Annotated in this window: 11 protein-coding genes; 5 read left to right on the top strand and 6 right to left on the bottom strand. The window is 74.2% G+C overall.

Features of this window, described 5'->3' with window-relative positions:
- Positions 1-47: 47 nt before the first annotated feature.
- Positions 48-1,211, top strand: a complete 1,164-nt coding sequence (locus tag AB0F89_RS35520; RefSeq protein WP_367130572.1) for a dipeptidase — start codon at positions 48-50, stop codon at positions 1,209-1,211.
- A 108-nt stretch (positions 1,212-1,319) separates the two neighbouring features.
- Here the strand turns inward: AB0F89_RS35520 and AB0F89_RS35515 are convergent, their stop codons facing one another.
- Positions 1,320-1,856 (bottom strand): DUF3000 domain-containing protein, encoded by a 537-nt coding sequence (locus AB0F89_RS35515; RefSeq protein WP_367130570.1) that lies wholly within the window; start codon positions 1,854-1,856, stop codon positions 1,320-1,322.
- An 84-nt stretch (positions 1,857-1,940) separates the two neighbouring features.
- On the opposite strand from AB0F89_RS35515, the gene hemE reads away from it, so the two are divergent.
- Genes hemE through hemQ form a run of 3 tightly spaced genes read left to right on the top strand, consistent with a single transcriptional unit; the run spans position 1,941 to position 5,142 of the window.
- Positions 1,941-2,993 carry a uroporphyrinogen decarboxylase gene (gene hemE, locus AB0F89_RS35510; protein ID WP_367130568.1) on the top strand — a complete coding sequence of 351 codons (1,053 nt, stop codon included), beginning with the start codon at positions 1,941-1,943 and terminating at the stop codon, positions 2,991-2,993.
- Complete coding sequence (hemG, locus tag AB0F89_RS35505; protein WP_367130566.1) at positions 2,990-4,432, top strand: protoporphyrinogen oxidase; 1,443 nt, start codon at positions 2,990-2,992, stop codon at positions 4,430-4,432. The genes hemE and hemG overlap by 4 nt, the downstream gene beginning before the upstream one ends.
- A gap of 17 nt (positions 4,433-4,449) precedes the next feature.
- Positions 4,450-5,142: a hydrogen peroxide-dependent heme synthase gene (gene hemQ / locus AB0F89_RS35500; protein WP_367130564.1), complete on the top strand. Its 693-nt coding sequence runs from the start codon at positions 4,450-4,452 to the stop codon at positions 5,140-5,142.
- Here the strand turns inward: hemQ and AB0F89_RS35495 are convergent.
- Genes AB0F89_RS35495 through AB0F89_RS35485 form a run of 3 tightly spaced genes read right to left on the bottom strand, consistent with a single transcriptional unit; the run spans position 5,126 to position 6,893 of the window.
- The gene (locus AB0F89_RS35495; protein ID WP_367130562.1) at positions 5,126-5,719 is read right to left on the bottom strand and encodes a hypothetical protein; all 594 of its coding nucleotides are present in this window, start codon (positions 5,717-5,719) and stop codon (positions 5,126-5,128) included. The genes hemQ and AB0F89_RS35495 overlap by 17 nt on opposite strands.
- A gap of 2 nt (positions 5,720-5,721) precedes the next feature.
- Positions 5,722-6,546 (bottom strand): WXG100 family type VII secretion target, encoded by an 825-nt coding sequence (locus AB0F89_RS35490; protein ID WP_367130560.1) that lies wholly within the window; start codon positions 6,544-6,546, stop codon positions 5,722-5,724.
- Positions 6,543-6,893, bottom strand: a complete 351-nt coding sequence (locus AB0F89_RS35485) for a hypothetical protein (RefSeq protein WP_367130558.1) — start codon at positions 6,891-6,893, stop codon at positions 6,543-6,545. The genes AB0F89_RS35490 and AB0F89_RS35485 overlap by 4 nt, the downstream gene beginning before the upstream one ends.
- A gap of 131 nt (positions 6,894-7,024) precedes the next feature.
- Between AB0F89_RS35485 and AB0F89_RS35480 the strand changes: the two genes are divergently transcribed.
- Positions 7,025-7,678: a YbaB/EbfC family nucleoid-associated protein gene (locus tag AB0F89_RS35480; protein WP_367130556.1), complete on the top strand. Its 654-nt coding sequence runs from the start codon at positions 7,025-7,027 to the stop codon at positions 7,676-7,678.
- Positions 7,679-7,718: 40 nt separating this feature from the next.
- Here the strand turns inward: AB0F89_RS35480 and AB0F89_RS35475 are convergent, their stop codons facing one another.
- Both AB0F89_RS35475 and AB0F89_RS35470 read right to left on the bottom strand, forming a co-directional pair.
- Positions 7,719-10,943, bottom strand: coding sequence for a S8 family serine peptidase (locus tag AB0F89_RS35475; RefSeq protein WP_367130554.1), 3,225 nt, complete (start codon positions 10,941-10,943; stop codon positions 7,719-7,721).
- Positions 10,944-11,013: 70 nt separating this feature from the next.
- Positions 11,014-14,262 (bottom strand): S8 family serine peptidase, encoded by a 3,249-nt coding sequence (locus tag AB0F89_RS35470; protein WP_367130552.1) that lies wholly within the window; start codon positions 14,260-14,262, stop codon positions 11,014-11,016.
- Positions 14,263-14,420 lie beyond the last annotated feature (158 nt).

Genomic DNA, 14,420 nt, shown 5'->3' with positions numbered 1-14,420 from the left:
GGGGGCGTAACGCGAGCGGTTCTCACGACGACATCAAGGAGTTGCGGGTGGCGAGCACCACAGGTCGAGGCCGGGCCGAGGAACTGCTGGCCCGCGTGCCCCTCGTCGACGGGCACAACGACCTGCCGTGGGCTCTGCGCGACCTCGCGGCCACCGGTCAATTCGGTGAAAAGTCAACGACCGGTGACCCTGCGCAGGTGGTCTCGGCCATCGACCTGGCCGTGCGGCGGCCGGAGTTGCAGACCGACCTGGTGCGGGCCCGCGAGGGCCGGTTGGGGATGCAGTTCTGGTCCGTCTGGGTCCCCTGCCGGCTGGCGGGCGACGCAGCGGTGACCGCCGTCCTGGAGCAGGTGGAACTGGTGCACGCGCTCGCCGCGCGCTACCCGGACCACCTGCGCGTCGCGACCACCGCCGACGAGGCCGAACGGGCCTTCCGGGACGGGCGGACGGCCTCGCTGATCGGGGCGGAGGGCGGACACAGCATCAACGGCTCGTTGGGCGTCCTGCGCGCGCTCAGGCGGCTGGGCGTGCGGTATATGACGCTCACCCACAACGAGAACACCGGCTGGGCCGACTCGGCGACCGACGAGCCCGCGCACGGCGGCCTGTCCGACTTCGGCCGCGAGGTGGTGCGGGAGATGAACCGCGTCGGGATGCTGGTCGACCTGTCGCACGTGGCGCCGTCCACGATGCGTGACGCCCTGGACGTCTCCACTAGGCCGGTCGTGTTCAGCCACTCGTCTTGTAGGGCGGTCGCCGACCACCCGCGCAACGTGCCGGACGACGTGCTGGTCCGGCTCAAGGACAACGGCGGCGTGTGCATGGTGACGTTCGTGCCGCAGTTCCTGTCGCAGGCGCACGTCGACTGGGACGCCCGGCTGAAGGCGGCGATGGAGGCGGCGGGCGAGAACCACAACGACCTCGACTCGCGCAACCGGTTCCAGGACTCCTGGACCGAGGGCGGCCCCACGCCCCGGGTGACCATGGACGACGTGCTCGTGCACCTGGAGCACGCCCGCGAGGTGGCCGGGATCGACCACATCGGGCTGGGCGGGGACTACGACGGGACGCGCAGCCTGCCCGAGGGCATGGAGGACGTCTCGTGCTACCCGGCGCTGGTCGGCGCGCTGCTGGACCGGGGTTGGAGCGAGGACGACTGCGCCAAGCTCGCCGGCCGCAACGCCCTGCGCGTGCTCCGCGACAACGACTAGCCGCGCTTCCGCAAGCGTCCCCGCCCAGGGGACCCCTGATGTCATTTTGCCGGCCGGGACCGACAATCAGGCGCTGGTCGGCGCTGGGCGCAGCGGTGGAGGCGCGGGTCAGCGCAGGGTGCTCACGCCCACCGGGGGGAGGCCGACGGCGGTGGCCATGACGTCGAAGAAGGCGGTGCCGTGGGCGGACAGGTCGGCGTCGCGGGCGGTCCAGGAGGCGCGGAGTTCCAGGTCGTCGGTGCGGGCCGGGCCGGCGATGTCGCCGAACCTCGCGGACGAGGTCTGGGTGACGGTGCCGCCCAGGGCCAGGAACGCCGCGCCGGACACCTCCAGCGCCTCGGCCAGCCACGACCAGCCGACCTCGGGCAGCAGCGGGTCGGTGGCCAGTTCCGCGTCCAGCTCCACCCGCACGTACGCGACCAGCCGGAACACGCCCGACCACGCCTCGACCCCGTCCGGGTCGTGCAGCAGCACGAGCCGTCCCGTGGACAGCTCGTCGGCGGGCCCGGTCACCTCCGCGGTCAGCGCGAAGGCCCAAGGCGCGAGCCGCTGCGGCGGGCGCACCTCGGTCAACTCCAGTTCGGGCCGGGTTCGCACCGACCGGAGCGTCGCCACCGCCCGCTGGAACAGTTCGGGCTCCGTCACACCACGGACTGTAGGCCCCTAAACCTCGGAACGTGAGCGCGGCACGCCGGACCTCAGGACGCCGCCCGCCCAGCACGTGGGACGATGTCGGACGAGATGAACGACAACACCGAAGCCCCGTTGCTCGTCGCCGCGCGCGGCGGCCGGCCGTCCCGCACGCCGGTCTGGTTCATGCGCCAGGCCGGCCGCTCGCTGCCGGAGTACCGCAAGCTCCGCGAGGGCACCGCGATGCTGGACGCCTGCATGGACCCGGAGATGGTCTGCGAGATCACCCTCCAGCCCGTGCGCAGGCACGACGTCGACGGCGCGATCCTCTTCTCCGACATCGTCGTGCCGCTCAAGGCCGCCGGCGTGGACCTGGACATCGTGCCCGGCACCGGGCCGGTGGTGGCCAAGCCGGTCTCGACGCACGCCGACGTGCACGCCATCCCCGAGCTGCACGAGGAGCAGGTGCGGCCGGTGGCGGACGCGATCGGGCTGCTCAACGACCGGCTCGGCGACGTGCCGCTGATCGGTTTCGCGGGCGCGCCCTTCACCCTCGCCTCGTACCTGGTCGAAGGCGGCCCGAGCAAGAACCACGAGCGCACCAAGGCGCTCATGCACGGCGACCCCGACCTGTGGCACGCGCTGCTGGACCGGCTGGCGGGCATCACCGCCGAGTTCCTGCGGGTGCAGGTGGCGGCGGGCGTGAAGGCGGTCCAGCTGTTCGACTCGTGGGCGGGCGCGCTGTCCGAGCGCGACTACCGCGAGTTCGTCCTGCCGCACTCGACGCGCGTGCTGCGGAGCGTCAGCGGTGTGCCGCGCATCCACTTCGGCGTCGGCACGGGCGAGCTGCTGCCCGCGATGCGCGAGGCGGGCGCGGACGTCGTCGGCGTCGACTGGCGCACGCCGCTGGACGTGGCGGTCGAGCGGCTGGAGCAGGCCGCGCCGCACCTGCCGAAGCCGGTGGTGCAGGGCAACCTGGACCCGGCGCTGCTGTTCGCCGGGCTGCCCGCGCTGGAGCGCGAGATCACCCGGATCAAGCGCGAGGGCCGGGCCGCCGCCGGTCACATCTTCAACCTCGGCCACGGCGTGCTGCCGGACACCGACCCGGACGTGATCACCCGGGCCGTCGAGCTGGTGCACCGGGCGGGATGAGCGCGGTGCGGGTGGCGGTGGTCGGCGGCGGGATCTCCGGGCTGGCCGCCGCGCACCGGTTGCGCCGGCTGCTCGGGCCGGGCGCGGAGATCACCGTGGTCGAGCAGTCCGGCCGGCTCGGCGGCAAGCTGCGCACGGTCGAGGTCGGCGGCCGTGCCTACGACGTGGGCGCGGAGGCGTTCCTGCACCGCCGCCCGGAGGCCGTCGGGCTGGTCGCCGAACTCGGCCTGGCCGACCAGGTGGAGCACCCGACGACGGCGCCGGCGAGCATCCACGCCGCCGGCGACACCCGACCCATCCCGGCCCGCACGCTGATGGGCGTCCCCACATCGGTGGACGCCGTGAGCGAGGTGTTGTCACCGGACGGCCTGCGCCGGGTCGCCGCCGAACCCGACCTGCCGCCGGTCCGGCTGGCCGGCGCGGACGTGTCGGTGGGCGCGCTGCTGCGCGAGCGGTTCGGTCCCGAGGTGGGCGACCGCCTGGTCGGGCCGCTGCTCGGCGGCGTCTACGCGGGTCGTGCCGACGACCTCGGGCTGCGCGCGACCATGCCGCAGCTGGCTGCCGCGCTGGACTCCGGCATCGGCTCGCTGCTGGCCGCCGCCGCGACCAGTGTGCCCGCGCCGACCCCGCCGGGTGTCACCCGACCGCCGGTGTTCGGCACCCTGCGCAGCGGCCTGTCAACGCTGGTCGAACGGCTGGCGGAGGCGGCCGGCGCGACGATCCGGCTCGGCCTGCCGGTGCGCGCCCTGATCCGCCGGGACCGCGGCTGGCGGCTGGAGATCGGTTCCGCCGCCGCGCCGCGGCACCTCGACGTGGACGGCGTGGTGCTGGCCGTGCCCGCCCCCGCCGCGCGCAAGCTGCTCGCCGACGTCGCCCCCGCCGCGTCCCGCCGCTACGCCGAGGTGGAGGTCGCGTCGATGGCGGTGGTCGCGCTGGCCCTGCCGCCGGGGACCGAGCTGCCGCCGCGGTCCGGCGTGCTGCTGGCGGAGGGGGAGCGGACGGCGGACGGCGTGCCGTTCACCGCGAAGGCGTTCACCTTCTCCAGCCGCAAGTGGGCGCACCTGGCCGGTGGGCCGGTCGGCGGGAGCCGCCAGGAGCCCGTGCTGGTGCGCGGCAGCGTCGGCAGGCACGGCGAGGCGCACCTGCTCCAGCGCGACGACGCCGAGCTGGTCGCGGCGGTCCGGCACGACCTGCGCCTGCTGACCGGCGTCACGGCCGAGCCGGTCGACACCGCCGTCACCCGGTGGGGTGGAGGTCTGCCGCAGTACGGCGTCGGTCACCTCGACGTCGTGCGGGGTGTCGAGGACGCGGTCGCCGACGTGCCCGGCCTGGCCGTGGCGGGTGCGGCGCTGCACGGCGTCGGCATCCCCGCGTGCATCGCGACGGCCGACGCCGCGGCGGCCCGTGTCGCCGCTCACGTCCTCACGCCGGTCCGCTGAGTGGAAGAATCGGAGTCATGTCCCGCCTGAACTACACCGAGCTCAACGACACCATCCGCTACACCATGTGGTCGGTCTTCCGGGTGGAGCCCGGTCGCCTGCCCGACGACCGCGGCCCGGCCGCGGCGGAGGCGCAGGAGTACCTGGACGGCCTGGAGTCCAAGGGCGTCGTGGTGCGCGGGGTGTACGACGTGGCGGGCCTGCGCGCGGACGCCGACTACATGATCTGGTGGCACGCCGAGGAGGTCGAGCAGGTCCAGCAGGCGTACAGCGGGTTCCGCCGCACCGCCGTCGGCCGGGTGTCGACGCCGGTCTGGAGCCAGGTCGCGCTGCACCGGCCCGCCGAGTTCAACCGCAGCCACATCCCGGCGTTCCTGGCGGGCGAGGAAGCGCGCAAGTACGTGTGCGTGTACCCGTTCGTGCGGTCCTACGAGTGGTACCTGCTCCCCGACGAGGACCGCCGCCGCATGCTCGCCGACCACGGCAAGGAGGCGCGGGACTACCCGGACGTGCGGGCGAACACGGTGGCGTCGTTCGCGCTCGGCGACTACGAGTGGATGCTCGCGTTCGAGGCCGACGAGCTGCACCGGATCGTGGACCTGATGCGGCACCTGCGCGGCACCGAGGCGCGGCGGCACGTGCGCGAGGAGGTGCCGTTCTACACCGGCACCCGCGTCCCGGCCGCCGAGCTGGTCACGAACCTGCCCTGAGCGCGGCGAGGACGGCCCTGGCCTGGGCGCTGCCGACGTGCGCGCCGAACGTGCCGAGCACGATCCACGACCCGTCCCGGAAGACCAGGCCGAACCGTCCCCGCGCGAGCAGCCGGGGACGGCGCCTGGCCGCCGCGACGACGTCCCGCGGCGCGGCCCACGTGACGGCCATCCGGTCGTCCCGGCTGACCAGGGCGACGACCCGCTGCGACGTGACGGCGAGGAAGCTGTGCCCGCTCAGCGCCGCTTCCAGCTGCCTGGCCACCGAGCCGACCGGTCCGCAGCACGTGCGCCCGCCGATCCAGCTCTCCGGGAACTCGGCGGGCAGGTCCAGCGACGGTGCGGCGAACGCCACCCCGCCGACCCCGGCCAACGCCTTGCCGACCCAGCCCTTCGGCTCGGGCACGGCCCGGTCGACCCGGTCGACCAGGCGACCCGCCGGCGTGATCCAGAAGTCCGGCTCGGCGCCGCCGCGAGCGCCGTAGGCCACGGCGGCGGAGGAGAGGGCGAGCAGCGCCTCGCCGGGGGACAGCGCGCGCCGCGCGTCGTCCCCCCACGCCTTGAGGTCGTCCACCATGGTCAGTTGTCGTCGGTGGCGTAGTCGTAGACTTCCTTGCCCATGTTGAACAGGCCGCCCGCCGGTCCGCCCGGCACCGACTCGCCGAGCACCTGGCCGAGCGGGATGCGCACCGGCGCGGTGTAGATCGACTTGGCCACGCCGAGCGCGATGCCCTCCTTGCTGAACGTGCCCGCGGCCTTCTTCAGCGCCTTGATCGCCTTCAGCCCCTGCTTGTACGCCTTGGCCGCCTCGGCCAGCCTGCGCAGCATCTGCGAGAGCTTCATCAGCAGGTCGGCGAGCTTGTTCACGATCTTGACGACCTTGCCGAGGGTGGCCGCGGCCTTGGCGGCGGCAGCGGCGGCACCCGCGGCCAGCGACGCGCCGAAGCTGACCACCGAGGCGGCGAGGCTCACCAGCAGGTCGGTCACCAGCATCATGATCAGATCGATCACCAGGTCGATGATCAGGTTCGCCGAGTCGACGCAGCCCTTGGCGGCCTCCACCAGCATCCCGGACGTGTCCTGCACGTTCTGGGCGAGCTGGTCGACCTGCTCCTCGACCTCGGTCAGCCGCTGGTTGAACCGGTCCGCGGCCGGCCCCTGCCACACGCCGCTGACGGTGGCCCGCGCACTGGCCTCGTCGGACACGATGGCCCGGATGTCGGTGGCCGCCTTCTCCCACGCGTCCGCCGCCCGGATCAGGTCGTCCGGGTCGCCCGCGACCCAGTCGATGGCCTCCAGGAACGGCGTGAGCAACGGCCGGATGATGCCCTGGATCGGACCGGGGCAGCCGTTGAGGAACGTCTCGATCTTGTTGTTGACCTCGACGGTCGTGCTGGGACTCATCCGCCCACCTTCGGAATCGTCAGTCCTTCGAGCCCTTGGACGATTTGTGCGAGGACTTCTCCGATCGCGCCGTCGACGCCCCGGTAGTCGCTCGCGGTGTCGCGCACCGATTCGGCGATGTCGCGCATGGCCTCGGCGCATTCCTTCAGGTCGTTCATCGTGGAGGTCATGCGCTCTTCGTAAGAGCCGTACACGTCGCCGCTGGACGGCATCTTGCCGAACGCCTCGCGGCCGACCTTGGCCTCCTCCAGCGCGGCCGTGACCTCGTCGAACCGGTCGCCGCGCCGGTCCGACGTGCCCGCGAACTCCAGGATGCCGTCGAGCCTGACGTCGAACTTCGCCGTCATCGCGCCACCTCCCTCGATACCGGCCACTCGGACGTCCGCGGTCTTCGCGCGGTTCCACCGGATTCGGAATCGCGTCGGGGATCGAGTGGACTAGCCTGCGGCAGACGGTAGTACAGCGGATCGAGGGCGCGATGCGAGAAGATCTCGAGCAGAAGCTGGAGCGGATCACCCGGCTCGCCGAGCAGAAGCAGCAGCAGGCCGACGAGCTGCGCGGCCTGCTGGCCGGGCTGCGGGTGACCCGGAAGTCCGGGGACGGGTTGCTGACCGCGACCGTGACGGCGAACGGCCAGCTGGTCGACCTGCGCATCGACGACCGGGCGCTGCGCAACGGCCGCGACCTGGCCGCGAACCTGCTGACCCTGGTCTTCCACGCCTCGGCCGCCGCGGCCCAGCAGGTGCAGGAGCTGGCCGCGCCGCTGCTGGCGGACAGCTCGATCGACCCGGCCCAGCTGAACCTCGGCCCGACCCCGCCGGTGCTGCCCGCCGGACCCGGTGGACCCGGCGGTCCCGGTGCGCCCGGCGGTCCCGGGATGCCCGCGGGACCCGGTGCGCCGGGGATGCCGGGGGCTCCGGGCGGACCGGGGGCTCCGGGTGGTCAGGGCGCGCCGCCGCCGCACCGGCAGCCGCCGCCCCCGCTCGACCAGGAACCGCCCCAGACCTTCCGGCAGTCGGTGCGGGACTACCCGCCGCAGCCCTACCAGCAGCCGCCGCCTCCCGCGCGTCGCCCCCCGGTGGACGACGACCCGGAGGAGGGCGGCTCGATCTACCGCAAGGACACGTGGTGACGGAGGAGGGGCGCCCGCGACAGCGGACGCCCCTCCCCGGCTAACCGATCCTGTAGGCCCGGATCACCGAGTGCTCGAACGTGTTGCCCAGGCTGTCGGAACCCCTGGCGCGCAACGACGCGAAGCCCGCCCGGTCGGGGTGGCGGACGAGCGCCGCGCCACCGAGGACGGGGACCCCGGACCAGGTCCTGCCGTCGTCGAACGACACCTCGACCTCGACCCGGCGGACGCGGCCGTTGTCCGCGCCCTCCTGCTGCTGGACGGTCAGCGGCACGAGCAGGAACCGCCCGGCGGGCGCGCCGCCGTCGGCGTCGAGCCGGGGCGTGAACCGGACGACCGTCAGCGGCAGCCGTCGGCTCCGCTCGCCCGGCACGGTGTCGGAGCGGAACGTCCACGCGCCGCTCACCCGTGAGGTGAGGTCGGAGATGCCCGGCGCGCGGACGAAGTCGACCTCGGCCCGGTAGTCCGCCGCGCCCGGCGGCACGTCGAACGTCCCGCCGACCTGCGGGCTGCGGCCCACCTCCTGCCCGTTCCGGTGCAGCGTGGTGCGCGCGGTCTCGAAGTCGGACCAGGCGAGGTGGTTCGCGGCGTCGTTGACCAGCGGCACCTGCACCGCGATCCGGTCGCCGACCCGGCTCAGGTAGTCGTACGGCGACGCCGGGAGGCCGGGCCCGAACACCGGGGAGTTGAACCGCTCGCGGTGGCTGCGGCCGTTGCGGTAGGTCCGGTCCTCGGCCCGGAAGTCGGCGAGGCCGCCGGTGTCGTCGCCCTGGGTGAGCAGCCAGCGCCAGCGGAAGTCGTCGCCGGTGAGGTAGTCGATCGCCTCGCCGCCGTTGGGCACGTCGAACAGCGCGCCCACGGGTCCGGAGCCGTCGGGTGAGAAGGGCGCGGCGCCGAGGGCGAAGACGTGGTCCGGCTGCCCGCGACCGATCCCCGTCCGCACCTCGGCCAGGTCGCGCTTGGCGGGCGCGCGGACGAAACCGGTGGGCACGCGGCCCTTCTCCAGCCACGCGAACCGGTAGTTCACCGGTGTCCCGTCGACCGGCGTGCCGATCACCTGGGACGAGATGGTGACGAGGAGCTGGTCGGGCGGCAGCGCCGGACCAGCGCCGGCGATCGCGAGCCCGGCGGGGAACCCGCCGATGAACAGCGAGCCGATCGCGGTCCGCTCACCCCCGAAGGAGCGGGCCACCGAGAGCTGCGCGAGCATCGGCGTCGGGTCCGGGTCGGGCGCGGTGACCCTGAGGGGCGCGGCGGTGCGGGCGTCGAAGGTGATGTCGGTCGGCCCGGCCACGGTCAGGCTGGGCCGGGGCAGCACGGCGACCCGGCCGTCCAGCGGGTCACCGGTCGTGACGTTGGCGTGGACCATGTACTCGCCCCTGGGCAGGCGGGCGGTGACGGTGTCCTCGGCGCCGCTCATGAACATCACCACGTCGTTGTCCAGGCCGATGAGGATGCCGCTGTACCCGGTCGGCGCCCGGCCGTTCGCGTCCACGAACGTCGCGGTGAGGTCGTGGCCCTCGACCTGGCGGTCGACGCCGATCGGCGTGCGCAGGACGTCGCCCGCGACCACGGCGCCGGAGAACGCGCCGTCCGCGGTGCCGACCCTGGTGTCGGCGGTGACGCTCACCCGCGCTTCGCCGCCCGCCGGGACGGTGACGGTCGTCGGGGTGACGGTGAACATGCCCGCTGCCGCGGGGGCGCCGTCGGGGCCCTTCACGTCCAGCGACACGTCGAACGTCACGGCCCGCGCGCCGCTGTTGCGGTAGGTCAGCTCCTCGGTCACCGGGGTGTCGTCGTCGTGCGGCCACGCCTGGAAGCCCATGGCCAGGCTGGTGGGGTTCGAGGTGACCTCGTTGGTGATCGCCGCGGGCAGGTCGACGCGGCCGACGCCCTGGTCGAACGCGGTCAGCGCGGGGTTGTTCTTCGCCGACGCCATCAGCGCGGCCTTGAGCTGCGCGCCCGTCCAGTCCGGGTGCTGTTGGGCCAGGAGGGCTGCCGCTCCCGCGACGTGCGGGGTGGCCATCGACGTGCCGGACATCGCCACGTGGTCCTCGTCGACGGGTGTGCCGACCCGGCCGCTGCTCGACTTCGCCGCCACGACGTCCACGCCGGGCGCGGTGATGTCGGGCTTGACCGCGCCGTCGCCGACCCGCGGGCCGCGGCTGGAGAACGGCGCGATGCCGTCCTGCCGGTCCACCGCGCCGACGGTGAGCGCGGCGTCCGCGCTGCCCGGCGAGCCGATCGTGCCGGGACGGCCGGAGTTGCCCGCCGCGATCACGAACAGCGTCCCGTGCCGCTCGGACAGCGCGTCGACGGCCTCCTCCAGCGGGTCCGCGCCAGGGGTGTCCGCACCGCCCAGGCTGAGGTTCACCACGTCCGCGCCCTGCTCGACGGCCCACTGCATGCCGGCCAGGATCGCCGACTCCGCGCAGTCCCGGAGCGAGCAGACCTTGGCGTCGAGGATCTGCGCGTCGGGCGCGACGCCCTTGTACTCCGGACCGGAACTGGCGATCGTCGCGGCGACGTGCGTGCCGTGGCCGACCAGGTCCGAGGTGTCGGGGTCCTCGGTGAAGTTCCGCTCGGCGGCCTCCCGGCCGACGAGGTCGGGGTGGGTCTGGTCGACGCCGCTGTCCAGCACGGCGACCTTGACGCCCTGACCGGTGAACCCGGCCTGCCAGGCGGTCGGCGCGCCGATCTGCGCGACCGAGCGGTCCAGGCTCGGGCGGCGGATGCCGTCCAGCCAGACCTTCCGCACGCCGGGGTCGTCCACCAGGGCCCGGAACGCCGTGCCCGCGTCGGACTTCGGCGCCTGCGCCGCCACCGCCCCCGGCAGGTCGCGCGTGGTCAGGGCGGTGGCCGCGCGGAGCGGCGCGTCGGCGTGCCGGGTGACGACGAGCGGCACGGTGTCGCGGTCCGCGTCGCCGTAGCCTGCCTCGACCAGCCCGGTGACGTCGAACAGGCGCGGGTCGAGCCGGTCCCGGGCGATCGCCTCGACGGCGTCGTGCGGGACAACGTGCAGCCGCCCGTCGCGGTGGAACGTGTGGAAGCCGACCCGCTCGCGGCCGGGACCGGCCTGGACCGAGGCGAACCCGGCGTCGTGCAGCAGGACCCGGTCACCGGTGAGCAGGGTGACGGTCGACCCGGCGGCGGCTCGACGCCGCTCCGGGTCCGGTGTCGCACCGGCCACCCCCGTGGCCGTGCCGGCGACGAGCCCGCTCGCGGCCACCAGGGCCAGGACTGCTCGTCGTGATCTCGCGGTCAACGCAGATACCTCCCGAATCCGGTTGTGCGCAGCCAAAAGGGGCGCCTGCGGCAGCGGACGCCCCTCCCGACTAACCGATCTTGTAGGCCCGGATCACCGAGTGCTCGAACGTGTTGCCCCGGCTGTCGGAGCCGCTGACCCGCAGCGAGGCGTGCCCGGCGGCGGCCGGGTTCCGCACGAACGCGTTGTGCCCGAGCACCGGCGCCCGCGTCCACGTCCTGCCGTCGTCGAACGACACGTCGACCCGGAGCCGGGTGACCCGGCCGTTGGCCGCGCCGTCCTGCTGCTCGACGGTCAGCGGCAGTCGCAGGACCCGGCCGGCGGGCGCGGAGCCGTTCGCGTCCAGCGCCGGTGAGAACCGGACCGCGGTCAGCGGCAGCGGCGCGGGTCGGTCGCCCGCCACCGTGCCGGAGCGGAACGTCCACGCGCCGCTGACCGCCGTGCCGAACTCCGAGACGCCCGCCGCGCGCACGGCCTCGGTCTCGATCCGGTAGTCCGCCGCGCCGGGCGGCACGGTGAACTGGCCGCGACCCGGCTGCGGGGCCTCGCCGACCACGATCCCGTCGCGCAGCAACCTGGTCCGCGCCGACGACGTCGCCGAGGACCCGGGGTTGCCGTCCCGGTCGCCGAACAGCGGCAGCGAGAACTCGACGCTGTCGCCGCGCCTGGCCAGGTACGGGAACGGGCGGTCGAACAGGGTCGGCCCGAACACCGGGTTGTTGAGCCGCTGCCGGTGCGTGCGCCCCGGCTCGTGGGCGCGGGCCGGCGTGCCGATCTCGGCCTCCAGCGCGCCGTCCTGGTACTGCGTGAGCGACCACGACCACCGCACGCCCGGTGCGGTGGTGGCGTAGTCGACCGACCGGCCCGGCGAGGTCACCGGGGCGCCGAACCCCAGGCTGCCGATGCCGTTGGACAGCCCGGCGTACGCGGCGAAGTCGTGCTCCTTGCCCGCCGGGGCCGGGCCGAACTCCGACCGCACCTCGACCAGGTCGCGCTTGCGCGGCGCGCGGACGAAACCGGTGGGCGCCTTGCCCTCCTCGGCCCACGCGAACCGGTAGGACACCGGCGTCGTGCCGACCGGCTCGCCCCGGGCCTGCTCGCCGAGCAGGACCGTGAGGTCAGCGGCGGGCACCTCGGGCCCGAGGTGCCCGATCGACACCCCGTCGCCGAAGCCGCCCGGGAACGCCGAGCCGACACCGGTCACCGGCCTGCCGTCCCGGCTGCGGACGACCAGCAGGTCGCCGGTCTCCGCCACGGCCTTCGGGTCGGGGTAGGAGATGGAGATCGGCGCGGCCTCGCGGGCGTCCACGGTCACCTCCGTGGTGCCCGGGCCGACCCGCAGGCTCGGCATCGGCAGGATGGCCCTCCTGGTCCGGTCGGTCACCACCTCGGTGAGCACCAGGTACTCGCCGACGGGCAGCCGGGCGGAAGCCCTGCCGCCGGAACCGCTCGGGAAGCCGACCACGTCGTTGTCCAGGCCGATGACGAACGCGAAGTAGTCCTCCGCCGGCCTGCCCTCCGCGTCCACGAAGTCGAACGCGACCTCGTAGCTCTCGACCTCGCGGGTGAGGCCGACCGGCACGCGCAGCTCGACGTCGCCGCCGGACGCGACGACCGTGCCGCTGTACCCGCCGTCGGCGGTGGCCGCCCTGGTGTCGGCGGTGACGGCGGCCCTCGCCTCGCCGCCCGCGGGCACGGTGATCGTGGTCGGGCTGACGGTGAGGACGCCGGCCGGCACGGGCGTGCCGCCGGGGCCCTCGGCGTCGATGGCCAGGTCCAGCGTGACCGGCTGCGCGCCGGCGTTGCGGACGCTGAACTCCCGGGTGGTCGGGGTGTCGTCGTCGTGCGGCCACGGCTGGGAGCCGAGTGCCAGGCTCGGGGGATCGGCGGTGACCGCGGTGGTGATGGCCCTGGCCAGGTCGACGCGGCCGGCGCCCTGGTCGAACGCGGTCAGCGCGGGGTTGTTCTCGGTCGACGCCATCAGCGCGGCCTTGAGCTGCGCGCCCGTCCAGTCCGGGTGCTGCTGGGCCAGGAGGGCGGCGGCGCCCGCGACGTGCGGGGTGGCCATCGACGTTCCGGAGACGGCGACGTGGTCGTCGCCGACGGGTGTGCCGATCCGGCCGGCGCCGGACTTCGCCGCGACGATGTCCACGCCGGGCGCGGTGACGTCCGGTCGGGGCGCGCCGTCGCCGACCCGCGGGCCGCGGCTGGAGAAGTCCGCGATGCTGTCGTCCCGGTCCACCGCGCCGACCGCGAGCGCGGCGTCCGCGCTGGCCGGCGAGCCGATCGTGCCGGGACGGCCGGAGTTGCCCGCGGCGACCACGAACAGCGCGCCGGTCTGGGCCGACAACGTCTCGACCGCCTGCTCCAGCGGGTCGACCTCCGGCGTGTCCGTGCCGCCCAGGCTCATGTTGATCACGTCGGCGCCCTGGTCGGCGGCCCACTGCATGCCGGCCACGATCCAGGACTCGGCGCAGTCCCGGAGCGAGCAGACCTTGCCGTCGAGGATCTGCGCGTCCGGCGCGACGCCCCTGTACTGCGGGCCGGAACTGGCGACGGTGGCGGCGACGTGCGTGCCGTGGCCGACCAGGTCGCTGTTGTCCGGGTCGTCGGTGAAGTTGCGCTCGACGACCTCACGGCCCGCGAGGTCGGGGTGGGTCTGGTCGACGCCGCTGTCCAGCACGGCGACCTTGACGCCCCGGCCGGTGAACCCGGCTTCCCAGGCGGTCGGCGCGCCGATCTGCGCGACCGAGCGGTCCAGGCTCGGGCGGCGGATGCCGTCCAGCCAGACCTTCTTCACGCCCGGGTCGTCCAGCAGGGCGCGGTAGGTGGCGGCGGTGTCGGACTTCGCGGTCCTGGCGGCCACCGAGCCGATGGCGGGCAGCGCCAGGGTGACCTGCACACCGACTCGCGGCCGGTCACCGGTGATGATCAGCGGCACGGTGTCGCGCCGGGCGTCGTCGTAGCCCGCCTCGACCAGGCCGGTGACGTCGAACAGGCGCAGGTCCAGCTTGCCGTCGGCGAGCGGGCGGGCCGCGTCGCGCGGGATGACGTGCAGCCGGCCGTCGCGCACGAACCGGTGGAACGCGAGGTCGCCGCGGCCGGGGCCGGGTGTGACCGAGACGAGCGAGTCCCCCCTGACGACGACCCGGTCACCGGTGACGAGGGTGACGGTGTGCTGCTGCCGGTCGGTGTCGGGCCGGTCGGGCGGCGGCGCCGGTGAAGCGGTCGCGGCGCCGGTGGCCAGTCCGGTCGCCAGTCCGGTGGCCAGCAGGGCTGCCGACCAGATGACGCCGTGCCTTCGTAACCTCGGTTTCAACGCAGATACCTCCCGAATCTGGTTGAGAGCGCTGGGGAACGCGCTGACGGGAGGTGCGAAGAAACGCAGTGCGCTGAAAAGTGCAATCGCCCCCCGACACTTGGACGCTATCCAGTCGGGGGAGGGGTTTCAGCGGCCGTGCGGCCCAACGGGTGTTG

This window comes from Saccharothrix sp. HUAS TT1, assembly GCF_040744945.1.
Lineage (GTDB): Bacteria > Actinomycetota > Actinomycetes > Mycobacteriales > Pseudonocardiaceae > Actinosynnema.
Note: the sequence above shows the minus strand (reverse complement) of the source record. Positions and strands in the feature narration are given on the sequence as shown.